This is a genomic window from Mesorhizobium sp. B3-1-8 (genome assembly GCF_006439495.1).
In the GTDB taxonomy this organism is placed as follows: Bacteria; Pseudomonadota; Alphaproteobacteria; order Rhizobiales; family Rhizobiaceae; genus Mesorhizobium.
This window is the reverse complement of record NZ_VFTK01000020.1, coordinates 1-23539: the sequence shown is the minus strand read 5'-3', so window position 1 is coordinate 23539 and position 23539 is coordinate 1. Positions and strand designations below refer to the sequence as shown.

The window sequence follows — 23539 nt, the reverse complement described above, 5'->3', positions numbered from 1 at the left end:
CGCGTTCAGCTCTCCTTCTCGAGCTCCTGAAGAGCATTTCGAATGGCTGCGACTAGCGTCGCTATCGAATAGGGTTTCTGCACCCAGCCCAGCGGTCTGGCCGCTTCGGCTCGAAGCCGCACGTCGCGATCGCTATGGGCCGTCGTAAAGACGCATCGTATGCCCAACTCGCGGTACAATTCCACGGCCGCGTCGATGCCGTCCCGCTTGCCGAGCAAGCGGATATCCATCAGGGCAAGCACCGGCTTGGTCGAGAGCGCCATACTTATCGCCTCATCGGCGCTGGTCGCGAGGCCCGCCAGCGAGAAGCCTTCGGCCAGCAGCCCCGCCTCTACATCCAGCGCGATCAGGTAGTCGTCTTCGACGATCAGAATCGGCTGGTTCAGAGCGGTTTCGGGGTGTCCTCCGCTCACATCATCTCGGGAGAAGACTACCTGCGGCTTGAAGGGCCGATTGATGTCCCCCGCACGGCTCAACTCAGGTATCGCTGCTTTTGGTCGCAAGGCCAATCTCCTGAGGCATCTGAGAAAAAATAATGGTGCATCTGGACGGGCTCCGGCTGACTTCGAACGTCGCGCCGATCTGTCGCACCAGGCCTTCGACAAGTCGCAGGCCCGACGACGACGAGCGCACCGAACTCAGTTCGAAGCCCGGGCCCTCATCCTCGACCACAAGGCTAATCGCTCGGCCGTTCTGTCTGATGCAAACGCGAATGGTTCCATGCTCATTTCCGGGCAAGCCATACTTCACGGCATTGATCAAAAGCTCGTTGATAATAAGCGCCAGCGGCATCGCAACGTCGTTCGGCAGTTGGATCGGATCTGCCTCGCAGACCAATTGAACGGCTGCGGGAAACATCTGTTTTGCTGTCTCGCAAACAGCTCCCAGGAAAGGTTCGGCACCGAAGTTGATGGCATCGGGCGTGTCATAGAGGACCCGCTGAGCGGCAGCCATGGCGGCCACCCGCTTGCTGGCCTCATGCAGAACGGTTTGAGCCTCCGAACTCTTGCTGGTCCTTGCCGCCATGGAAAGCAGGGACTTCAGCATCATCATGTTGTTCTTCACGCGATGATTGAGCTCGTCGAGCAAGATCCGTTGCTGGCTTTCTGCCTGCTTACGCTCGCTCACATCGACCAGCATGTTTATGGCGCCGGTGATGTTTCCCGCGGCATCGCGCATCGGTGTGGGATAGGGAATGAATGGAACCCGGGTGCCATCCGGCCGCTCAGCCACCGCTTCATATCCCCGGATGGGCCGCCCTTCGCGCAGTGAGATGGCCATGGGACACTGATCGTGGGGGAGCGGCGTTCCATCCGGCCAGTAGAGCTTCCATGTCACGCACCATTCGTCGGTGCCAATGACGGGCGTTCGGCCGGCGAGTTGCACCGCCGCTTCATTGAAGTAGGTGATCTTGCCGTCGCCATCCGTGGTGTAGATCGCGGCAGGAATGGCCGCGAGCAGGTCTTGAAGGTGGCGCTCGCTGTCTTGTATCTTCGCTTCCGCTACCTTTTTGTCGGTTATGTTCCGGGCGATTTTGGATGCTCCGACGATATGGCCTGACGCATCCCGCACCGGCGATATTGTGAGAGAGATATCTACCAGCGTTCCGTCTTTGCGGCGGCGAACCGTTTCGAAATGATCGACGAGTTCGCCGTTGCGGATGCGGCCTAATATCAGCGGCTCCTCGTGCTGCCGACCCTCGGGAATGATAGTGGTGATGGGCTTACCGACCATCTCCGCGGCCGTATAGCCGAACAACCGCTCGGCGCCGCGATTCCAGGTCGAGACGACGCCTCTGAGATCCTTGCTTACGATGGCGTCATGGGACGACTCCACGATTGCCGCCAATTGCCGGGTCGCATTCTGTGTCTTGACACGCTCAATGCCGAAGCCGAGCTGGCGTGCAATTGTCCGGGCGACTTCAACCTCTTCGGCCGAGCATTCGTGCGGCTCGTCGAAATAGGCCATGAACTTGCCCAACACACGCCCACCTTCGGTTATCGGAATGAAGCAGACCGCGCCGATGCCTTCTGTTCGGATTGCCTGTCTCAAGCCGTCGGGGAGTTCGGCCTGTTCCACATCGCGCATGCAAATCGGCTGCGGATCGCGGTCTGCCGCAGACCAGGGCGAATGGCCTTCCACGGCGCCTCGATATGCCTTCGACAAGCCCCGCCAGGCGACAAACTTCATGATCCCGCCTTCCAAGAGCAGAACAGAAGCACGCTGACATCTTAGCCCGCGCTGGATCGCGTCGAGCGCCGCCTCGTAGACGTCTTCGCGGGTACGGGCGTGCTGTAGCATTTCCGTTAATTGATGCAGCGCAGCCTGCTCCTCGGCCCTTTGGGCGAGCGTCGCCTCAATCTCTTTCCGCTCGGTGATATCGTGCTGCACCCGTACCGCGTAGTGAAACCGCCCACTGCCGTCGTAGACGCTGGAAGACGTCACGACAGCCCAAAAAAGCGACCCGTCCTTGCGCACGAACCGCTTCTCGATCGTGTAGCTTTTGATCTCGCCGGCGACCTGTTGGCGATATTTCATGCGATCCGCCTCGACGTCGGGAGGAAAGGTCCGATCGAAAATAGATCGGCCAACAAGCTCCTCCTGCGTACAGGCCAAAAGACGGCACAAATGTCCGTTCACCCGCAGCAGCCGGCCTTCGGCGTCAGCTTCCACGATTCCCACACCAGCGCTGTGATAGGTCAGGGCAAGCCGCTGCTCCTGTTCGCGCAACAACTCTTCCGCTTCGACCTTCTCAGTCACGTCGATGGTGATGCAGCGCGTATTGAGGAACTGACCACCAACCGAACGCACATTCGATGTTATCTCGACCCAACGCATGGAGCCTTCTTTGGCGCGCAACCTCGCACGATAATGTCGAAGCTGCTCATCCCGAGAAAGGCGGTGCAAAATGTCTTCGATCGCGGCGGGATCGGCGTGGAATTCGCGGATGTTCCGGCCGATGTATTCCTCTGCGGCATAGCCGAGCAAGTCCAGTTCGGCTCTATTGGCGCGCAAAATCGTGCCATCATTCGCGACCAGGTGGAGAGCCACGGCTGCATTCTCGAAGAAATCTTCCATATCGCTGCCGGGGAGCAGGACCGCACGGGGCCCTTCGACGTCCCTTTCATCGGCGAAGGATTTCGCGCCAGAAATGCTGGAGGGCAAAGCTCGTTGTTCCATGAAAGATTGAATTCCCCTAAACGCAGCTTAACACTCGATTTCACAAGAGGTTCCAACGGGCTGCACAATTCACCCGGCCATTAACGGCAGGTGTTATGCTGGAAGGCGTTCGCGGGCGCCGGACCAGCAAATCCGGCGACTCGATGATGCCGCTATTTTTCGAGCCGTCGCAGCACGCTTGCACGGCACCGCGACCTGACGCTTATCCAGACCTATGCGGAAAGCAGCCAGTCAAAGATCCGGTTCCCGGCTTGGCTTTGCCGAGAAGCCGCCCGCTCCAAGGACATGCGCAACGGATGCTGCGGAGCGTTAATATTCTTCTGGACGCTAGTACAAGCCGCTACATATTTAACGATCGGGCAGCTGTCGGAGACCTTCTAGGCACACGACTGCCGACCAAAGGGATGATCCGCTGATTTCGGGATGGAGAAAGGCCGTGGAAGATCGCGCCGGCTCGCTGCCCAACGTAGCTGACTTCGTCATTCACAAGGTTCTGGATACGTTGGAATACTCCGACCGCGGCGCGGTGATCACGATGGTCGATCCGCAGGGCGCACGCATCCGTCTCCACGTCACCATCGTCACCGGGGAGTTGCTTTGCGAACACATTGCCGAAGCGCTGGAGCAGCGATACGGGAAATAGAACGTCTACTTCAACAGCGTCATCGTCCTGTCGACGGCGCGATGCAATAGTCAGCCCAATTGTCGATCAGGAAGTCGGCGATGAACGACGGCCGGTCAATCACCTTTTTCACATCGCGAACCGCCGAGTTGGGGCAGACGAAAATGTAGCTGGTGGGCAGCGTGAATTCGCCCTGGCCCGCATGGTAGAAAATTTCCCGAGCTCGGTGACGAACTCCGCCTTGCCCAAGGGCGATTTCAGGTGCTTACACTGATAATTGTGCCATTCGCCGTCGTAGCGTTGTTGGACAGGAATCCGACGGCGGCGCGACCCATGTCCGCTGATCGCGTGGGACGCTCAAATCCGATATAGCTGCTTTCGAGGCGTGCGAACCACTTTTTGATTAAATCTTCCAGTTCGCTGTCGGTCAGATTCAGGACAAAGCGGTCTTCGTTAAACGGCATTGTGCGCTATTCCACCTTCGCACAAGAAGTGGCGAATATTCTTTTCGTTCTCAAGCTGTATTCGCCCAAGGTGACGCGGCGGCGGGGATTATATAGGGGCGCTTCAAGCGCAGCGAGCGCTCTCAATGCGGCTGACGCCGGCAAACTCGTATTCCAGTTCCCAAGCTCGAAGCGGACGGGGTTGGCCGCCAGTTGCCAATCTCGGCAGGCCAGTTCGAAGGCCTGCCGTTTTGCGCCTCGCGTCCGCAACCGCCAGACGGCTTGCGGGCCCAAGCCATGGTGCTGCCGACACCGCTCCTCGCCTGGCCGATCAAGGCAGCGGAAACTCATATGGGCCATTCTCATTTCGATGATGTTAGCCGAGGGCGAGCCGCGTTGAATGCGGCAAGAACTTGAGCGCCTATCCGACGTAGCGCGGACGGCCGCTTCAACGCGCTCGGTGGGTTGCTGACCCGTCGGTCTTTCGACTGGGAACCGGTCAGTCCGGCATCGAACTGCTGACGTTGGCTTAGCCCCAGAAGCGTTAATCATGCATCGCCTATTTCGAAAGCGGCGCTACCGCAGCTGCTCGCTCGAACTCTGTAATGGAGCACGCAGGCGGCCGACCGTAGGCGTCCAGCAGAGCATTCCAGAATCGCAGCAGGAGCGCGCGCCGTTCATCCGGCGTCCAAATCTCCAGCTCTTCGTTCACGTCCACCCAAGGGCTCACAGCCGGGAAGCGTTGCGTTTGGTATTGGCCAGGCAAGACAGTCCCGGTCAGATCACCAGCGCCAAGTTTGATTCCGATCGGACCCTTGCCGCCCATCGCCCTGATGGCGGCGACGTCTCTTACTCACGGGGATTTCTTTCCCACGTCTCTTGGCGAGCAATGCATGGGAAAATGGGCTCTGTTCGTTCGATTGTCTTCCCTTTGCATGGTTATTGATTTTCCTCTCGCAGGAACATGATGCGGTCGCCGCTGGCGAAAGCTCTCGCGCCGCGTTCCACTTCCACTTGAAATATCTTCGTCGAGATCGCCTGCAGCGCGCATGCGCTCGCGTGCTGCCTGGTTGAGCGCGCGCACCTCGTCGTTGTGTGGGTGAGAATGATCCGGCTTGCCTCAGGCTGCGTCTGCCTGTCGCGATCCCAGCGTTCGACCAGACCGCTGCGCGCGTCGTCCCGAGTCGCCGCCTGACGCACCATGCCTTGCGCCTCATAGGCGTCGATCGCTGCGCCGATCCTGCCGGTTGCCAAATCGCAGGTGGCATCACGCTGCCAGTCCTCGCGCTGCTTGCGCACCTGGCCGATTTCGACGCCGCAGTGACGTTCGTGGATCGAACGGAACGCAGCACCCGCCTCGATCGCGTGCAGTTGCTGTGGATCGCCGACCAACCATACGGGGCATAGCGCTACTCATCCAAAGTGGCCGAGACTCTCGGCTCGAGTTCTCCAACGCCTCTCGCGGCGCGGGCGCGGCCGGAGACCTCCCAACAAAGCGGCGCGGACGATTCCACGCCCGGCATTCACCCAACTTGGTGGCTGATTGAACGTTCCATTAGCGATTGCTTGACTAAACCGCTGCCCGCTCCAGACTCCCTTTATGGCGAAGGGCGGCATCAAAGTCGGCGACGAGGTCGCCATCACCGCTAAGGTGCGGGGTCGCGTGACGGAGATCGCGTCAGCGTGACGATCCCCTCATACGACTTTCCCCACTCGATTATCGACCGAACGACAAAGATCACGCATGGCCAGGAGATCGAACTGACCGGCGACGTCACCCATGTCGACGAAGCGAAGGTCACGGTCAACCTGGGCATTCCCGTTACGGTCAACGCCGATACGGTAAGGCTGGTCATGCGCAACGTCCCGCCGAAGCGGAAGACTCCTCTGATGGACAAGGCGACATGACGAAGCTTTCGGAGCTCGGCCCATTCGAAGCTCACCTCAACGGAAGGATTTGCGAGCACGAAAGTGAGTATTTCTACCGCTGCCCCCGGTGCGGTCAGATGGTGGATGAGCGGGACGCGCGGCAGGTGGTCTGGCACTCTTTCTCGGAGCATCGGCGGCTGATCATCGATGGTGAGGCGCCTCACTTGCCATAAGCGACGAATTGTAGCTGGCAGCCGAAGCGTGCAGGCCAAAAAAACTGGCAACCGACGGCGGCCGTTTGAGGCGCCCCCATTCGAGCGCCTGCCGGCTGAACCTAGCCATCCTGCTCCTGCGGTAGGCCGTCGGTTAGATCGTAGAAATCGGACTTCGAGCCGACGAAAATATGCTTGGCAAGGCGCAGGCCGGTCGGTCGGTCAAGGGTTCCAGCAGCGACGAAGGTTTCGATGCCCGGAGCCGCCTTCCAGAATAGATTACCACCGCAGCGCGAGCAGAAGCCCCGCTCGACGTCATCTGACGACCGGTACCAACTGAGAGTCGACGACGCTTGCAGTCGGAGATCCTCCGAGCGACAGGCCGCCATAGCCGCGAAGTTGCCGCTTGTGCGGGCGCATTGGGTGCAGTGACAGGCTATAGGCTGTGCAAGCTCGCCCGCTATTTCGTAACGCACAGACCCGCATAGACAACGACCCGATGACATGGAGACCTTACCCGCAGAGGAAGATATTGTTCCATGAAGTTGCAAGCTATTAGAGTCATGGGCTGAAGTAGCGGCCGGAGTCTAAGGCGTCTTCTGAATCCGCTCGCGGCTACGGCGAAAGGCTTCAGATAATGTAAATCGCATACGCCGCTCGACCAGCTTGGGTTGCTAGTCAGCCAAATCGCTCCGCTCCAAAATGCGCACAAAGTAGCTGATCAGGCGGCGGGATCGCTGTCGCTCAGATTGGAAGAACCTTCGGCATTAGAGGATTGGTTGAGTTGGGCCATCTGCTTTGCCTGGGGCGCGCGCCGTCATGTTCTGTTCCTCGAAGGCAACCCGGCCACGTATCTCTGATTGTGCGGGCGAAGCTTCCGATTGGCCGGCCGGTGACTAGCAGGATAGAAAACGACTTGGCCGACCAGACCCAAACAACGAGCTAATCAACTTAACCGCAGACATCGTCTCCGCATATGTCGGCAACAATCCCCTCCCCGTATCGGGGCTGCCCGACCTCATTGCTTCTCTCGATACCTCGCTGTCCGGCATTCGCCAGCCAAGGCACCAGAGCAACCTGCGTTGGCGCCCACGGTCAATCCGAAGCGATCGGTGCTCCCCGACTACATCATCTGCCTCGAGGACGGGAAGAAGTTCAAATCGCTGAAGCGGCATCTTGCGTTGCACGGCCTGACGCCCGACGACTACCGCGAGAAATGGGGCCCTGGCTTGTTACTATCCGATGGTAGCGCCAAATTATGCCGCGCAGCGGTCGGCACTGGCGAAGGCGAGCGGACTCGTCGCAAGCCTGGGGCCAAGCCAGGGGGATCGCCGGTAAAAAGCGCTCGGGCCGGTGATTGTACGGGTCGTCGTTGCGTGGGCGACTGCGGCGCATCCGGCCCGGTCTGCATCGACGAATTGAACACTGTTAGAAGCTGGAATCGCCGTTCCGCTACGCCCGCGTCAGCCACCCGCTGAAACGTTGCTGCTCCGCGCGGGTGTGTATCATTTTAATACAATCCTCAATTTGTAGACTCCTGCGATTGGCGGCTATTGGTTCTGGCCGTCATTTAGGAGGGAAAAGCCGCGCGGGAGGAATACCAATGACCATCCAAAAGGAAGACTATCGAACCAACAGAGCCGACTATGCCATCGCATCGATGCAAGGCCAATCGGCCGCTTTTGATGCTCGCCATGAGAGACGGGAAAGCAAGAAATCCCTGTGGCTGAGAGATCGGCGGCTCGCCAGATTGGCCGAAAATCCGTGTGAAACCGTGCCAGGATCAAGAGCCAGACGGCGCGGGAATTAGCGCGCTGGTTGTCGTTAGCCGGTGCCGTGTCTCGCCCCCGAGACCCATCGGCTAGGCCCGGCGTTTGCTGGCAGCTGCCAGCCTGCCGGGCCGCTCCTGCTGTCCTTTGCTCATCGCGCCAGATCACCCGCTTCTCCCACCGGATTTCGACAAGCCGCCGAAAGCGGATCGTGTGGGCCTGCTCGCCGGTCGCGTGAAATAGCTGCGCGCTCATCCACTCGCGGCCGCCGCACTTCTGACAGCGGGCTTTGCCCCTCACCTCGTCGATCGTGACGTTGCCGATGACCTCTCGCAACTCGATCGGCTTGTAGTAGCGCGTGATGTTGCAGCGGGCGCAGCGGATCCCCGCCACCTGCCCTGCGTCGTGGGCATGCGACAAGGTCCAGGGAGCACCTCTCGGCCACTTCTCGGGTTGCTCAGGCATAGGAGTGAAATGCGGAACGCAATCCTGTGTGGTCAAGGGATCCCTTGACATTTTGTTCTCTTTTCGTTCACTGTCTCTCAATTGCGACGAAAGGAGCCCGAGATGCTGCATAAACCGCTGCGCAAGCCGCCTCACATGCCAACTGGTGTCTCTATCGCAATGATGGACGACGGCATAACCAAGGTCGGGGTCTTAACGCTGCAGACGATCGGCGAGGATGTCGAAATTGCAATCAACCTTGAAGCCGTCGCCGTCATGACCAAGGCGCTTAACGCCTTGGCTCAGGAGCTCCGCAAATAGAGGGCATTGGGCCGCCGCGTCGACGCAATTGCTTGCGGTTTTCGCAACTCACGTTTTTCGGCCGCAGTCGGCTTATCCACTGTCAATATGCGTTACATATATTAGCAACTGCTTGACTAAGACGCCGGCCGCCCCAGAATCCCAGAATGGCGAAGGGCTCTTTCAACATCGGCGACGAAGTCGCCATCACAGCGACGCTGCGCGGGCGTATGTGACCGAAGACCGGATCAGCGTGTCGACCCCAGCTACGACTTTCCCCATTCGGTAATGGACAGGACGTCGAAGGTGAAGCACGGCCAGCCAATCGAGCTGATAGGCGATGTCACCCGCGTCGATGAGGGCAAAGTGACAGTCAATCTCGGCCTTTATGCTTAGCGCAATGCAAGGGAGGGGCGGCCCGCCGTGATCGTTGCTCAGATGATAAACGACTTCGTCACGGTGCAGGTATCCGGGAGCCATTTGCGATAGGTGCATTGCCGAAGCCCTGCGTCTCAGCTCTCATGCGCATGCCGCCCAGACCACCGAGGCGTTGGGGACCACTTCGGATTTCACCCGACAGCGCGGGCGGTGCGCCAGATGCTGTAGCGAAAGGACAGTGACAGTCGCGCATCAGGATAAATAAGCGGGCCGTCCAATCCGGGTGATCTGCAAAGCCCGTCGCAGCTAATAAGCGTAAGCAACCGGCTTTTCTGCGATGGGTGGTGAGCGGCTACACCCCGTAGAGATTGACCACTTGCCGACTCAGATGCGCGGATTTGGTTGCAGACAAATCAAACGAAAAAGCCGCCGCTCGCTTGAGTTGACTAACACCCTTCGGTGGTTGTTTTCATCTGGCCCGGGGCTGCTGATTTCGCGCTGGTATCTTGCTGGCCCGGAGCCGCCTGTTTTGCGCTGCCGGTCTGTTGGCCAGGTGCACAATCCTTTGCCGAATTGGAATTGGTGCCGCTAGTGGTGGTGGAGTCGGTGCCTTGAGCGCTGGGCATTGTCGTCGTGTTTGAAGAAGATCCACTCGTGGTAGTGCTGTTGGTCTGGGCCAAGCCCAGCCCCGTGGACATGGCCATTATCGCTGATGCTAAAAGTATCTGCCTCATTGTTCTCATCTCCTTGGAAGCTGCAACGTCCCTTCTGTTGCATAACATCGAGACAAGCGGGCGGTTCCAGATCCGCAAGTGCCTGGGGACTGTCAATGCCGATTTTTCAGGATTGCGCTTCGCGGAGCAAAGCGGTCCAGTCCGTCCCAATCAGATGTATTAGCTCAGCGGCCCGCTGCTCCGTGATCCCGGTCTCTTTTGCCAGCCTCTCGGCCAGCTGCCGCTTTGCAACGCGCGCTCGTATCGGTAGTGTCTCAGTTTGAAATTTTGACGTTGGTTAAAATTGTCGGGACCGTTGCGCGGTCGCCGCATTAACCGGGGAAGCGGTCGCTCCTTTCAGGGGTGTAGCCGCTTACGAAATCGCAGGAAGCCCGCCGCTCGACTGGGTAGCGGCGGGCTTTTCGTTCCCTGGATCTCCTGCAATCGTTCTTCCGTAGCGTCATCTAATCGACCTGCGGTTGTTAGGAGTTGTCCGCAGCGCGCTTCTTACATGGACCGCGTGCCCGGCTTCGGCGCAACGGCGTCCATTTTCTCGCAAAGGTCTTCCATCGACCACAAAAGTGAACGTGCTTGCTATTTTCCCGGTGTTTCGCTGCTGCCTTCTTAACGATCTCGGCGCCGCTCTGGCGTCATGTTCTCGGCGCGCTTCTTTCCGCCCTTGGCACCTAGCGCCTTGGCGCGGGGTCTTTATGATGGGCGACGCGTGTTTGCGCCGACTGGCAGCACTGCGGCCGCGGTGAAGCGGCAGCTGGCGGCCACGGAGAAGGCGTTATGATCGTCGTTCCGGCCGGCGTGAAAGTGCATCTGGCTTTGGGTCACACCGACATGCGCAAAGGCTCGATGGGCTCGCGACGCTGATCCAGGAACATCTGAAGAAGGAGCCGTTCTCGAGGCATCTGTTCGTGTTCCGCGGCAAGAATGCCTGGCTGCTGAAGATCCTGTTCTGGGATGTCACCGGTCTTTGTCTGTTCACCAAGCGCATGAACCACGGACAGTTCATGTGGCCGAGCTGGCGGCTCGGTGACGCTGTCGCCGGCACAGCTGTCGGGTTGGCCGAACGTCTGCAATGTTTGGGAGTAGAGGCTGGGCATCCGGGAGAAGTCTAATACCGGCACTCACCCTGGCAGTCGAGATTGCGGATGCGGTAGCAGCAGCAAAAAAGCGGCAGCGAGCTTCCTTTGATGTGAAATCCAAGGCAGAAGAACTGGCGAGGACTCACCCCAACGCGGGGGCCAGCGTCGGTGATGTCACAGATACTCTCGAAGAGGAGAGCTTGGCCGCTGGCATCATACCGATATCTGAACCGCGCCATTAGGCCGCGCTCAATCGAGCAGCATGCGTTCCTCTTTAGCGGCAGCCTCGATCGTTCTCGACGGCGCCCGCGTGTTTCGTTCGGGCTTTGCCGGAATGCGGCTCGTCGCTGAGAGGCATTTCTCTTCCTGGTAGAGCAGGTGTGGCGCGGGAGGCCCGGCCTGTCGGCGACCTTCCGCGCCACATGTCAGCTCTTGATTTCGATGCGCTTTGCCTGTGATTGCGCTTTCGCGGTCTTCGGCAGCCTCACCGTCAACACACCGTTTTTGAAGCGGGCGTCGACCTCGCCCTCCTCGACTTCGTAACCGAGGGGGATGCGCCGCTCGAAGCGGCCGTAGTAGCGCTCCGAGAACTGCCGGTCCCTGTCCTCCGTTTCGGAGCGCTTCTCGCCCTTCAGCGTCAGCACGCTGTCATCGAGCAGCACTTCGATGTCCCTTTCCTCCAGACCGGGAACCTCGGCCGTCACCTTGATCTCCTTCTCGCCGTCGGAAATCTCGACGCTCGGCCAGCCGCTGCCGAATGAAGATGGCGTACCGAAGGCCGGTACCGCAGGGCCGAAGCCGCGGAAAGCGTCGTCGAACAGGCGGTTCACCTCGCGATGCAACGAGAGAAAGGGGTCGCGCTCGTCATCGCGAAACAAGCTCGGAAGCCGGCTATTTTCCCGTCTCCAAGGGATCAGATCACGTACACTCATTGTTGTTCTCCTTTCTGTTGATTGGATTTGACCAATCGTTTCGCGACGGCACCGGGCGAGGCCCGATGCCGCGCGCGCAAGACCATCAGCGAGCTCTCAGGCGACCTGCCTCTCAGCTTCGATCTTCCGGTTCGCCGCGACCTTCGGCATCGTCTTGTCGGATGCGATTTCGATCCTGCGCGGCTTCATCTCTTCGGGAATCTCGCGCTTGAGATCGATCGTCAGCAAACCATTGACGAGACCGGCGCCGACAACCTTGACGTGATCGGCCAGTTCAAAACGGCGTTGGAAGGCTCGGCCGGCAATGCCGCGATGCAGGTAATGGCTGTTGTCCTCGCCGACCTTCTGGCCAGACACCATGAGCATGTTCTGCTCCTGCGTGACGGTCAGTTCGTCTTGGCTGAATCCGGCGACCGCCATGGTGATGCGGTAGTCGTCCTCATCGGTCTTGGCGATGTCATAGGGCGGCCAGTTGTCGATCGGCTCGCCTCTGCTCGCAGCCTCGAGCGCGTTCAGCATGCGGTCGAAGCCGATGCTCGACCTGAACAGAGGGGTAAAGTCGAATGTCGTTCTCATAGCTACATCCTCCATTGAGCAATATAGATACGAGGAGCGCCAAGGATGCGGCGCTCCTTGACCTTCGCTGGCCCTTTCAGGCGCCAGCAAAATCGATCTGGGAATTCAATTCCACCGCGTCAAGAGGCAGAGCGGCAATCATCATGGCGCCCGAAGGCATCGCCGGGCCGATCGGGCTGCTGGCTGCCGATGGGGAGGTTCAACGGTTTTGACGCCGGCCATGCGGCAACCTTGACACGGCATGGGCGGCCAACCATCTCGACAAGGGGCGTTCGCCGATGGCGCCGCCCGATTGCTTGCTCGCAAAAAGACTGGAACAACAAACGGAGGAAGTGATGAACGACGTTCGGTTTCCCGAACCGGTCAAGCTCGAATTTCCCGCCACTTCGCGCAAGGTCGCCAGCAGCTTCGAGGCATTGGAATGCCTGGATCAGCAATGGCCTGAATGGGCGCAGGGACGCAGCTGGCGCGCCGCAGAGCGGGCCTGCCGCGACGCGCTGGATGGCTGGCGCAGCGGCCGTGAGGCTTATAACGCTTTCAAGAAAGCGGCGAAACGGGCCGGCCTGATACCGGCAGATGGCCATTCCGCGCTCCGCAAATGCCGTCCGAGGAGGACGACCGGAGGCTTGCGATCTGACGCCACGCTCAGTGGATGGCAATGATCCCGTCGACGGCGCGCAATTCCGAAGGTTGGATGAGGCGATGGTGGGCGACTCGCACGGAATGCAGCGCGCCCACCAGTTCACGCTCCCAATAGCCCAGGAATTCTTGCAGCTCCGGAAACTCCGGCGCCAGGTCATATTCTTGCCAGACGTAGAGCTGCAGCAGGCTCGGGTGATCGGGAAGATGGTAATGGATCTCGGCGGTGGTCAGCCCGTAGCCAACCATCTGCAGTCGGCACTCCCTGCTGACCGCGTTGACCATATGCTTCTCCTTACGATTTCATGCGTCCAGTCGGTCAAACATGTGCCGACGATCGGTTGCCGGATATGGCGTCGCAGCCTCGACATCGAGTTTGCACAAGGCATCCATAATCTGGTCCAAGGTTACCGGCCGCTCGGTACCCGGCGGCTGACGCAGCGCTGGCATGGATTCCACAGCGCAGGCATCCGAAGCCCGGGACGACAGAATCGCCCGCTTTTCCTGACGATCGAGCGTCTCGTCCTTCAAGACCTCGTCAGGATGCTTGAAATGCCTGGCCGGGGCCAGCAGGCGATCGAGCGAATAGTCGGATGTTTCGGGGGCAAGAGAGGAAATTATCGGCGAAAACGTCTGGTGGTTCATCGATGTCCTCCGTCTGCAAAAACTCCTCGAATAGCGTTCGTGTTCCAGGCTGCCGTCCCATGGGCAGCAGCAGCGATAATTTTGTCTGCGAGTCGCGAAAATTCAAGCGGCAAAATCTCCCGTTCGAACGAAATAGCTGCACGATAACAGTCTGTTGGCACTCTCATATGCCGAGTGCCAATTTTTTTGCATAGGCCCCTTGAAACCCGAAAATCCCAAAACTAGCTCGATATGCGCGCGATGCCCGAGAGGGTCGCGTCGCCCCGCACCGGCCGATATTGCCGGTCCGGTGCGGGGGAACCTCAAAACCTGTTTGTCCTTGAAGGAGAACGACATGGCGTTCCGTCCATTGCATGACCGTATCCTGGTCCGCCGCATCGAAGCCGACGAAAAAACGGCGGGTGGCATCATCATCCCCGATACCGCCAAAGAAAAGCCGAGCGAAGGCGAAGTCATCGCCGTCGGCTCTGGCGTTCGTGACGACGGCGGCAAGCTGGTCGAACTCGACGTGAAGGTCGGCGACCGAATCCTGTTCGGAAAATGGTCCGGCACCGAGATCAAGCTGAACGGTGAGGACCTGCTCATCATGAAGGAGAGCGACGTGATGGGCGTGATCGAGCAGACTGCCACAATGAAGAAGGCCGCCTGAGGGCTATTTCAAACAGTCAACCAGTCAATGAAAGCTGCCTAAAGAGGAGTTATCCAATGGCTGCCAAAGAGGTGAAATTCCATACCGAAGCCCGCGAGAAGATGTTGCGGGGCGTCGACATTCTCGCCAACGCCGTGAAAGTGACGCTGGGACCAAAGGGCCGCAACGTCGTCATCGATAAATCGTTCGGCGCGCCGCGCATCACCAAGGACGGCGTCACCGTCGCCAAGGAGATCGAGCTCGAGGACAAGTTCGAGAATATGGGCGCGCAGATGGTGCGCGAAGTGGCATCGAAGACCAACGACATCGCCGGCGACGGCACGACCACGGCAACGGTTCTTGCGCAAGCGATCGTCAAGGAGGGGGCCAAAGCCGTGGCCTCGGGCATGAATCCCATGGACCTGAAGCGCGGCATCGACAAGGCCGTCGACGCAGTGGTCGCGGAGCTGAAGGCCAACGCCCGTAAGGTGACGAAGAACGACGAAATCGCGCAGGTCGGCACCATATCGGCCAATGGCGATGCCGAGATCGGCCGCTTCCTGGCTGAGGCCATGGAGAAGGTCGGCAATGAAGGCGTCATCACGGTCGAGGAAGCCAAGACCGCCGAGACCGAGCTCGAAGTCGTCGAAGGCATGCAGTTCGACCGCGGCTATCTCAGCCCCTACTTCATCAACAACCAGGACAAGATGCGCGTCGAGCTCGAGGAGCCCTACGTGCTCATTCATGAGAAGAAGCTCTCCAACCTGCAGGCCATGCTCCCGGTGCTTGAAGCGGTGGTGCAGTCAGGCAAGCCGCTGCTGATCATCGCCGAGGACGTCGAGGGCGAAGCGCTGGCCACGCTGGTCGTCAACAAGCTGCGCGGCGGTCTGAAGGTCGCGGCCGTCAAGGCTCCGGGCTTCGGCGACCGTCGCAAGGCCATGCTCGAGGACATCGCCATCCTCACCGGCGGCACCGCGATTTCGGAAGACCTCGGCATCAAGCTGGAGAATGTTACGATCCAGATGCTGGGCCGCGCCAAGAAGGTAGCGATCGAGAAGGAAAACACCACGATCGTCGACGGCGTCGGCCGCAAGGAAGAGATCCAGGGCCGCATCGCCCAGATCAAGGCGCAGGTCGAGGAGACCACCTCGGACTACGACCGCGAGAAGCTGCAGGAGCGGTTGGCTAAGCTCGCCGGCGGCGTCGCGGTGATCCGCGTCGGCGGCTCGACCGAGGTCGAGGTCAAGGAACGCAAGGACCGTGTCGACGACGCGCTTCATGCGACCCGCGCGGCTGTCGAGGAAGGCGTGCTGCCCGGCGGCGGCGTCGCACTGCTCAGGGCTGCAAAGGCGCTCGATAACGTGGCTGTCGACAATGCCGACCAGAAGACCGGGGTCGAAATCGTTCGCCGCGCGATCGAAACCCCGGTGCGCCAGATCGCCGAGAACGCGGGAGCCGAGGGCTCGATCATCGTCGGCAAGCTGCGCGAGAAGGCGGAGTTCGGCTGGGGCTGGAATGCCCAGACCAACGAGTTCGGCGATCTCTATACGCAGGGCGTTATCGACCCGGCGAAGGTCGTGCGCACCGCGCTGCAGGACGCCGCCTCGGTCGCGGGCCTGCTCGTCACCACGGAAGCCATGGTGGCCGAAAAGCCTAAGAAGGAAGCACCGGTCCCGGCGATGCCGGGCGGCGGCGGAATGGATTTCTGAGCGCCGGCAGACTCGCTCCCCACTTGGGGAGCGAGCATCGCCTGATCGATTGGGGAGAGTATCATGAATGTGATGACCGGCGAGGTCCGGCCCCCGAAAGGCAGCTAGGCGCCGCCGCATACCACGCGCAGGCCGTGAAACGAGTGGTCCAAAATGGCAATATGTTGACAGCGGCAAAACCGTTCCGTCGAAGCACGGCGCGCGGCCGCTGTTCCACCGGGTTGGCAGACAGAAAAGCAGGGGCGGTGCTGGCGATCAACCGAGGTCAAATTCCGGACTGCCTTTATGCGACTTTCATTTTCAAAGCCTAGACATTCCCACCGAATACTACCAACGATTGCACACAGGCCGCGATGGCGCGTCGGAATGCCTTTGCTCGGATTTTAGGAATATTTTCACAATTTAAGTCAACTCCGGGTGGGAAGCTCGATCGTGACAACGACGGCATACCGTGTGAGAGTTTATGCTGAGCGTCGCAGGAACGAGTGCAATGCGAGCGCTATTTCTATGGCGCCGCAAGCGCGCGGCACGCACCGTCTGGGCCGAACGTGCCTGGCGCTTTCACCGTCATAAACTTGCTGGTCTGTCCGCCCATGTGGACGCGTGCCGCATGCGTACATGAAATGCGACAGACCAGCGCGCCTACAAAGGCGCGGGAGGATGGTTACGATTCATCTCGGCTGATGCGCAGGGTGGTTTGGCCCTCGATAAGGGTGCGCCCGCAACCCTTTGCGAACTCCTCGTAGCCTTCAACGATTCGCCCTACCAGCCCTCTGCCCCTCCTCATAAAAGTAGCGGAAGTCGGCTTCGCCATAGATGAAGTTCAACTCGTAGATGTGGCTTTCGTTGTCATCGAACATGCCCCAAGCCATACAGGCGTAGTCCTTTTTTGCCGAGGACGAAGTTCGTGATATCGCCCGGTTTGGGACGCATTGTCTGATTTTCCATCGGAGGTATTTCTTTGAATGGGGGTAGAAACGCGTAGATCTCATAGCCCTCAAAGATTGCGTGCCTGGTTTTTGTCACGAACGGAACCTTGAGCGACTCCCAGATCGCAGCGCACCGCCTTGGCGCACGATCTGGGTACGGAATAGCTTTTGCAGTAATGTTGTAATCTGGCAGTTCGACAAGTAGCTTCATTGCTCTCTCCGTTGATTTTGAGCACCGATCCGCCGGGTTTACCCTCGAAGTCTTGTCGATAGGGCTCCACCCGACCGAAGACCATCTAATACACTTATACTTCGGCTGCGTAGCGTCCACTACACACAACGAGTTATTCCCACATCAACGCCAATGTTTTGCCCGGTAATATATCCGCCTTCGTCTGACACAAGGAAAGCAATCGTTCCTGCTATCTCTTCCACATTGCCGTAACGCTGCATCGGAATTCGGCTACGAAATTCCTCCTTTTCAGGCAGGCTGTTTATGAATCCCGGCAGCACATTGTTCATGCGGACGTTGTCGGCCGCATATTTATCGGAGAACAGCTTTGTGAAAGCGGCCAAGCCTGCACGAAAAACGCCGGAGGTTGGAAACACCGGGTCTGGCTCGAAAGCAGCAAAAGTCGAAATGTTGACGATTGCTCCAGAGCGTTGCTTCTGCATGATCGGCGCCACCAACCGGCTCGGACGAACTGCACTGAGGAAATAAACCCCCATGCCATTGTGCCAGTCATCATCGCTGATCTCCAGCACCGGACCGCGCGGGCCATGCCCAGCGCTGTTGACGAGAACATCGATCCTGCCCCATTTTTGCATGACACGGTCGACAAGGTTCTGGAGATCATCCGTTGACAGATTTGAGCCCGTGACACCGACGCCACCAAGTTCTTGGGCCAGCGCCTCGCCCTTACCCGATGAGGACAAATCGCCACGGCGTAGCCGTTCGCCGCAAGCTTTTTTGCAACAGCTGCTCCCATTCCACTGCCACCAGCCGTGACGAACGCGACTTTGCCAGACTTCATTTTATGTCTCCGCATCTGAACTTGAGTTGGTCACATCATCAGGCACATGTGCCCAGTTGACCAATCATCACTCGTCGTATGAGACAGGGGAGATTCTACAGGCTCGTGATTGTTGCGAAACCGCCTTTGCAAGGGCTAAGAGCGGCATCACGGTATTCGGCGGGGCTCAAAACGCGCTGTTTGCAGCACTGATGACCGTTGCGGGGGGTCGGAGATGAAATCCTGCATTTGGAACCTTGGTACGCGACCTACGAGGCTACAATTCAGGCGGGGTGCTATCGCGCGTCCCGTCTCTCTAGGAGACGGACAGCGGAAACTATCGGAAAAGCACCTGCTTGCTGTGACCACCCCGCGGACACGAGCGATCCTCCTGAATTCGCCCAAAAACCCAGGCGGCTAGTGCCGCTCGGCCTTGCGATGGCTGAGATCCGATCAACAGTGCTTGCGGGAGCCCAATTGCGACAGCGGATGCTTTCAGGTGTGATCAAAACGCGGCATGGACCGCGGCTAAGTGGCACAACTGGCGATTTAGTTGCATTTGTGCAACTCATCGAAAAATCGACTGTAACATTTGATCACGATTTGCGAAAAGCCGCGGTCATTTTTCCGGCTGCTCACTATACCCTCCAACCATGGGCTTTTCCATGGGTCGGAGAATTCCCATGTCAAATCGCCTCGAAATGCAACTCACCGCAATTGCGGAACTTCGTGCATCACCGTTTGCCGTTCGCAACCATCCGCGCGAAAAAAGCCGCAAATTGGCCGCCCACATGCGGAAGTACGGCCAACTGCTTCCGCTGCTTATAGAGAGCGGGGGCTTCATTGTCGACGGGCATCTGCGCCTTGAAGTTGCTCGCGAGCTCGGACTCAGCCATCTCCTAACCATCGATGTCTCACATCTTGCGGAGGTGGATAGACGCGCCCTTCGCTTGTCGATTAATCGCCTTGCCGAGGATGGCAAGTGGGACCGAAAGGCTCTCGGGTCCGAACTCAGACATCTGATTGAAGTCGGTTACGATTTAGACCTTACAGGCTTCGAGACAGTCGAAATCGAAACTGCCATCGACGTTCTTGATGATGCGCCTGGTAGTGAGGAGCATCTTGATGCCAGGATGATGTCCTCCATCGCAGTCTCCCGACCAGCCGACATTTGGGTCCTGGGTGATCCAGTAAGCGGTCACAGGATCGCCTGTGGCGACTTTCGCGATCAATCGGTGCTGGACCGGGTATTTCAGGGTCAGACGGCTGAGGTCTGCTTTACCGACCCACCCTACAACGTTCCTATTCAGGGCCACGTGTCTGGCTTGGGCCAGACATCTCACAGAGAATTCGCGATGGCCTCTGGGGAAATGAGCAGGGCTGAGTTCCAATCGTTTCTCACTGCGATGTTAGAGCGGATTTTCGACAGATTGGCCGCGACCGCAGTCGCTTACGTTTGTATGGATTGGCGTTCCATCGCTGCGCTTGTTGACGCCGGATCTTTCGTCGGGCTTGAGCTCCTGAATCTCGCCGTCTGGGTGAAAACCAACCCGGGCATGGGAAGCTTCCTGCGCTCTCAACACGAACTGGTTGCCATATTTAAAAGGGCCGGTGCGTCGCATCGCAATAATATCGAACTCGGCAAGCATGGCAGATCCAGATCGAACGTTTGGCATTATCGCGGTGTCAATGTCATGGGACCAGAGCGACACCTGCTTGCCGAACATCCCACAGTGAAGCCATCCGCGATGGTTTGCGATGCCGTCCGTGATGTAAGCGTTCCCGGCGACATCATCTTTGACCCGTTTTTGGGTTCTGGCACGACCCTTATCGCCGCGGAACGGACCGACAGGCGATGTTACGGAATTGAGATCGAGCCTACTTTCGTCGACCTGGCAATTCGGCGTTGGCAGGCCGAGACCGGGAAGGATGCGGTCCGCGCAAGCGACGGCCTAACCTTCAGCGAAGCCGAGGCGGCAACAGAAGCAGAGGCGGAGCCTCAAAGGCCATCACCTCCCCTGCTTCTCGACGGCCCAAAAGCGCCAAAGCTGTCCCACCGCTCATAGCACAGGCAAGACCCGATCGGTTCAAGCCGACGGGCGTTGGGGAGATAGGCAGCAGGCCGGCATAGTGCCGGCCTGCAGCCAAATATCCAACCCTTTGCATTCCAGCAACAGAGCTGAGGCTGTGCTCTCCTCACGTGCCTTGAAGGGAGACAATGTGATGAAATGTTCGATCGATAAAGCCGGGTGGCTAGCTGAAAAAAGTTTAGCGGATCACGGGAACGTGATCAAAACTCGGGCCTTCACCTCTGAAACTTATCTGATGGAACCACAAGGGCGCGAGCAAACGGGCGCCCGTCCCTCCTCTCGCAGGGTTGTCATGGGGCGCGCCGAAGGAGCAGCGACCATGCAACGCCTCTTAGACCACCATCAATCGAAAGCTGGGTCCTCGCCTATCGAGACACTCAGTTCTTCGGCAATCCAAAGTGCCACCAGGCAGGAGGTGCTTCAATGAGCGGCTTCGATGACGAGCAAGAAGTCGGCTACGGCAAACCCCCAAAGCACTCTCGGTTCAAACCGGGGCAGTCGGGGAACCCCAAGGGCCGGCCAAAAAAACCCGAGAAAAACTTCGCGAATGAAGTCCAGTCCGAACTCGATCTCAAAGTCGTCGTTCGCGAAAACGGACGCGAGATCCAACTCACGAAAGGTGCGGTTATCGTCAAGACGCTCGTTGGCAAAGCCATGAAGGGCGACGTTCGCGCTTGGAGAGAGATCAGGGAATTGCTGCCAAAGCTGTTCCAGCTCCACGCCGATGCAAAGCGCACCAGTGCGTCTAGCGATGATGATGCTCAACTGCTCGATCAGTTCTTGGGGCTGTTCGGAGGAGGTACAGAAAGGCCCCCACAGGAGCCGCAGGGCTCTTCAACAACGAAGGAGCCGGGCAATGCCGAGTGACACCGCGAGAACGAGGGCCCGGCGCAAACGCCAAATGCCTTGGATCGGATTGCATCGACCCTCCATCAAGATCTTAGCGTTTGGCCAGTGCGCCTCACGGGCCGCATTGAAAGCGCGGAAAGCGGCCGCCCACGCCGAGAACTTTCCGCCAGAGGCAGCACAAATCAACGTTTTTGCAAATGGAGGCTGACGATGAGCGGCAGATGGACGTGGGACGCAACGACTTCGAAGTTTCTCATCGATCGAGTCGCACGAGAAATTTTCGGTATTCCGCCAGAGTTCGTACTAGAGGACTTTGACGACCTCATGGATCAGACCATGCCGCCCCGAATAAGAGGCGTTGTGTGGGCTCCGCTGTTGGCAGGGTGGGTTGTAACTACGGAGCCCTTCGTCAAGGCTTTCCAGATAATGCCGTTCGCAACTTACGACCTCATATGGATCCGTTCGACCATAATTTTCGAACATTCCGTGAAACCGCGACCTTCCCTGATCCCGAAGGATGAAGGGTGGGGCAAGTATCACGGAACTGTGGAAGTGCTCGAAGTCGATCCGACCAAACTCGTTGATCTGAGAAGCTACCTGGCTACGAGACCCAACTTCGGAGGATCGCAGAAGGTTTAAGCAGCTAGACGTCTGCTGCGGTACCGTACCCGCCGCAGCAGACGTGCCGCAAGACCAATCCCGCTCGCCCGAGCGAGCGACATCGAAGCGAGATTTCAATCCGTCAATTGGACGTTTTACCATGCATGGAAGAAATAGTGGCGGCACGCCGCCAGATTACCACGAAACAGCGCTCGCGCTTTGCCGAAAATATCTTTGGGCATTCAACGAACGCATGCTGAAAGCTTTGGTCTCGGGCTACGAACGTTTTCCTTACATAACTCTTATGGCGCAAGCCATCGAAGACGCCGCCTTGCGACGCACTGATGGCAACCTTGTGATAACTCTGCCCCCTCGCCATCTCAAATCATACACCGGAATGTCGACGATAGCTTGGTACTTGGGGACATTCCCGGACCGAGAAGTGATGCTCGTCACCCATTCCGAAAGCCTCTCCAGAGACTTGGCCGCGAAGGCCGCCTCAATGATGCGCAGCGAGGAATACCATCAGATTTTTCCAGGTTTGCAGATCCGTGATGACCGGCAGGCCCTAATGGACTTTCGGACCAAAGCTGGTGGCGGCCTCAAGGCCGGCGGGTTTGGAACGAGAATGCAAGGGCGCGGCGCAGACCTGCTTATTATGGACGACGCGTTGTCGCCGCATGAAGCAGAATCGAAAGCAGCGCGCGAGAGCGTGATCAACGCCTTCGAGTCGGTGTTCTCCACCCGAGGAAATAATCCGGCAACCAAATCAGTGATATCGATCGGTCACCGGGTCCATCCAGACGATCTACAAGGCCATCTCCTAGCTCGCGGCTTTGAGCACCTCAATCTCCCATTCAAGGCAGAGCAGGATGAACATGTTACCCGCGGACGTATCCAGTTTCATCGGGAAAAAGGCGAGGTCCTGCAACCTAGCCGGCACACGCCAGAGATCATTGCCAAGGAATTTGACACGCTGGCGCCGCATATCTTCGCCACGCAGTTCCAGCAACGCCCGACGGCCCGAGAGTCCGGAGTACTCAAGGCCGCGTACTTTCCTATCGCCCAAAGCCTTCCACCAGGTGGCGAGACCATCTTTTCTTGGGATTGCGCCTCAAGCACCAACCCCGGTTCATCGTTCTCGGTCAGTTTGGTGTTTCAGAAGCATGGGACCGTAAGTTATCTCAAACACATAAGTCGCGTTCGCCTGGGTTATGTCGCACTGAAGGAGCTAGCCCTTGCGCTGGAAGACCGATATCAGCCCACCCGACACTTAATCGAGGCCACCTCGACCGGCATTTCGCTAGCGAGCGAGCTCAGAGCTCGTGGAGCAAACGTCATTGACATCAATACAGGTGGATTTTCGAAAGAGGCGCGGCTCGACGTGGTGATGGGCAAAATCGCCGGACAGTACGTTCATATCGTTGCGGGTATGCCCGGAATTGAAGACTTCTTGGACGAACTCACCGCGTTTCCACATGGGTCAAATAACGACCAAGTCGATGCGCTTACGCAATATCTGCAGTGGCTGACCGTCTCAGAGCCCATGGGTGTCCCCGACCCCGTGTTCCGCCGAATTGCGCCTAGGCCTAGCAGGCTAGAACGCTATCGCCCGAAAACGTGACTGCATTTCCTGGAGAGCGACCGGCATTGCGATGTCACGGGCGTGGTTCGAGTGTCCGAACTTGACTTCCGACGGACGGCAAGCGGTTTGCACACCCGTGCGACGACAGCACTGTGGCCGTTACGGCAATTCAACCGCCTCTTGGGTGTGACCATTGACAGCACGACCGCGACCAATCTGCAGCCACGATAGCTCTCCAGAAGGGTAAGCGTCGTTCTCAGGCCACGGCCTTGATTTCCGGCTTGGCGATGTAGGTCCAGGGCAGGAGTTCGTTAATTTGG

The 23539-nt window shown here is 58.6% G+C and carries 21 protein-coding genes and 3 pseudogenes; 13 read left to right on the top strand and 11 right to left on the bottom strand.

What is annotated here, in order from left to right; all coding sequences use genetic code 11:
* Positions 1–5: 5 nt before the first annotated feature.
* Together FJ424_RS19190 and FJ424_RS34080 are read right to left on the bottom strand one after the other, a co-directional pair.
* Complete coding sequence (locus tag FJ424_RS19190; protein WP_226892151.1) at positions 6–503, bottom strand: response regulator; 498 nt, start codon at positions 501–503, stop codon at positions 6–8.
* Positions 478–3180 carry a PAS domain S-box protein gene (locus tag FJ424_RS34080; protein WP_246677296.1) on the bottom strand — a complete coding sequence of 901 codons (2703 nt, stop codon included), beginning with the start codon at positions 3178–3180 and terminating at the stop codon, positions 478–480. Before FJ424_RS34080 ends, FJ424_RS19190 begins: the two co-directional genes overlap by 26 nt.
* A 436-nt stretch (positions 3181–3616) precedes the next feature.
* On the opposite strand from FJ424_RS34080, the gene FJ424_RS19165 reads away from it, so the two are divergent.
* Positions 3617–3823: a hypothetical protein gene (locus FJ424_RS19165; RefSeq protein WP_140654270.1), complete on the top strand. Its 207-nt coding sequence runs from the start codon at positions 3617–3619 to the stop codon at positions 3821–3823.
* A gap of 236 nt (positions 3824–4059) precedes the next feature.
* Here FJ424_RS19165 and FJ424_RS19160 read toward each other — a convergent pair whose 3' ends face one another.
* The gene (locus tag FJ424_RS19160) at positions 4060–4266 is read right to left on the bottom strand and encodes a hypothetical protein (RefSeq protein WP_140646435.1); all 207 of its coding nucleotides are present in this window, start codon (positions 4264–4266) and stop codon (positions 4060–4062) included.
* Between the two features lie 927 nt (positions 4267–5193).
* A pseudogene (locus FJ424_RS19155) lies at positions 5194–5637 on the bottom strand (AAA family ATPase); the annotation flags it as partial.
* Between the two features lie 291 nt (positions 5638–5928).
* Between FJ424_RS19155 and FJ424_RS19150 the strand changes: the two are divergent.
* A complete protein-coding gene (locus FJ424_RS19150; protein WP_348640016.1) occupies positions 5929–6153 on the top strand; it encodes a hypothetical protein in 225 nt (74 codons plus the stop codon).
* A gap of 295 nt (positions 6154–6448) precedes the next feature.
* On the opposite strand, the gene FJ424_RS19145 is transcribed toward FJ424_RS19150, so the two are convergent.
* On the bottom strand, positions 6449–6832 hold the full coding sequence (locus FJ424_RS19145) for a GFA family protein (RefSeq protein WP_140654272.1): 384 nt from the start codon (positions 6830–6832) through the stop codon (positions 6449–6451).
* 439 nt (positions 6833–7271) lie between these two features.
* On the opposite strand from FJ424_RS19145, the pseudogene FJ424_RS34075 reads away from it, so the two are divergent.
* From FJ424_RS34075 to tnpB, 4 genes and pseudogenes are all read left to right on the top strand, one after another.
* Positions 7272–7664 (top strand): annotated as a pseudogene (locus FJ424_RS34075) (MucR family transcriptional regulator).
* Between the two features lie 998 nt (positions 7665–8662).
* Positions 8663–8860, top strand: a complete 198-nt coding sequence (locus FJ424_RS19130; protein WP_140645536.1) for a hypothetical protein — start codon at positions 8663–8665, stop codon at positions 8858–8860.
* Positions 8861–9850: 990 nt separating this feature from the next.
* Positions 9851–10114 carry a hypothetical protein gene (locus FJ424_RS33645; RefSeq protein ID WP_181182050.1) on the top strand — a complete coding sequence of 88 codons (264 nt, stop codon included), beginning with the start codon at positions 9851–9853 and terminating at the stop codon, positions 10112–10114.
* A 691-nt stretch (positions 10115–10805) separates the two neighbouring features.
* Positions 10806–11057: an IS66 family insertion sequence element accessory protein TnpB gene (gene tnpB / locus FJ424_RS34070; RefSeq protein ID WP_348640132.1), complete on the top strand. Its 252-nt coding sequence runs from the start codon at positions 10806–10808 to the stop codon at positions 11055–11057.
* Between the two features lie 392 nt (positions 11058–11449).
* Here the strand turns inward: tnpB and FJ424_RS19110 are convergent, their stop codons facing one another.
* On the bottom strand, positions 11450–11956 hold the full coding sequence (locus FJ424_RS19110; RefSeq protein WP_140654273.1) for an Hsp20/alpha crystallin family protein: 507 nt from the start codon (positions 11954–11956) through the stop codon (positions 11450–11452).
* Between the two features lie 96 nt (positions 11957–12052).
* Positions 12053–12532, bottom strand: coding sequence for an Hsp20 family protein (locus tag FJ424_RS19105; protein ID WP_140645538.1), 480 nt, complete (start codon positions 12530–12532; stop codon positions 12053–12055).
* A gap of 278 nt (positions 12533–12810) precedes the next feature.
* Between FJ424_RS19105 and FJ424_RS19100 the strand changes: the two genes are divergently transcribed.
* Positions 12811–13194, top strand: a complete 384-nt coding sequence (locus FJ424_RS19100; RefSeq protein ID WP_246677295.1) for a DUF982 domain-containing protein — start codon at positions 12811–12813, stop codon at positions 13192–13194.
* Here FJ424_RS19100 and FJ424_RS19095 read toward each other — a convergent pair.
* A complete protein-coding gene (locus tag FJ424_RS19095; protein WP_140654275.1) occupies positions 13178–13456 on the bottom strand; it encodes an usg protein in 279 nt (92 codons plus the stop codon). The two genes, FJ424_RS19100 and FJ424_RS19095, sit on opposite strands and share 17 nt — an antisense overlap.
* 18 nt (positions 13457–13474) lie before the next feature.
* Positions 13475–13816 carry a hypothetical protein gene (locus FJ424_RS19090; RefSeq protein ID WP_140654277.1) on the bottom strand — a complete coding sequence of 114 codons (342 nt, stop codon included), beginning with the start codon at positions 13814–13816 and terminating at the stop codon, positions 13475–13477.
* Between the two features lie 334 nt (positions 13817–14150).
* Between FJ424_RS19090 and FJ424_RS19085 the strand changes: the two genes are divergently transcribed.
* Both FJ424_RS19085 and groL read left to right on the top strand, forming a co-directional pair.
* On the top strand, positions 14151–14465 hold the full coding sequence (locus tag FJ424_RS19085; RefSeq protein ID WP_140645542.1) for a co-chaperone GroES: 315 nt from the start codon (positions 14151–14153) through the stop codon (positions 14463–14465).
* 56 nt (positions 14466–14521) lie between these two features.
* Complete coding sequence (gene groL / locus FJ424_RS19080) at positions 14522–16153, top strand: chaperonin GroEL (RefSeq protein ID WP_140654278.1); 1632 nt, start codon at positions 14522–14524, stop codon at positions 16151–16153.
* Between the two features lie 849 nt (positions 16154–17002).
* Here the strand turns inward: groL and FJ424_RS19070 are convergent.
* Both FJ424_RS19070 and FJ424_RS19065 read right to left on the bottom strand, forming a co-directional pair.
* Positions 17003–17293 carry a DUF3830 family protein gene (locus FJ424_RS19070; RefSeq protein WP_140654282.1) on the bottom strand — a complete coding sequence of 97 codons (291 nt, stop codon included), beginning with the start codon at positions 17291–17293 and terminating at the stop codon, positions 17003–17005.
* A 119-nt stretch (positions 17294–17412) separates the two neighbouring features.
* Positions 17413–18116 (bottom strand): annotated as a pseudogene (locus tag FJ424_RS19065) (SDR family oxidoreductase).
* A 662-nt stretch (positions 18117–18778) separates the two neighbouring features.
* Between FJ424_RS19065 and FJ424_RS19060 the strand changes: the two are divergent.
* The 4 genes from FJ424_RS19060 to FJ424_RS19045 all read left to right on the top strand — a co-directional run bounded on the left by FJ424_RS19060 (position 18779) and on the right by FJ424_RS19045 (position 23258).
* Positions 18779–20161 (top strand): DNA modification methylase, encoded by a 1383-nt coding sequence (locus FJ424_RS19060; RefSeq protein ID WP_181182051.1) that lies wholly within the window; start codon positions 18779–18781, stop codon positions 20159–20161.
* A 447-nt stretch (positions 20162–20608) separates the two neighbouring features.
* The gene (locus tag FJ424_RS19055) at positions 20609–21052 is read left to right on the top strand and encodes a DUF5681 domain-containing protein (protein ID WP_140654285.1); all 444 of its coding nucleotides are present in this window, start codon (positions 20609–20611) and stop codon (positions 21050–21052) included.
* A 192-nt stretch (positions 21053–21244) separates the two neighbouring features.
* A complete protein-coding gene (locus FJ424_RS19050) occupies positions 21245–21673 on the top strand; it encodes a hypothetical protein (protein ID WP_140654287.1) in 429 nt (142 codons plus the stop codon).
* A 121-nt stretch (positions 21674–21794) separates the two neighbouring features.
* Complete coding sequence (locus FJ424_RS19045) at positions 21795–23258, top strand: hypothetical protein (RefSeq protein WP_140654289.1); 1464 nt, start codon at positions 21795–21797, stop codon at positions 23256–23258.
* Positions 23259–23539: the final 281 nt, after the last annotated feature.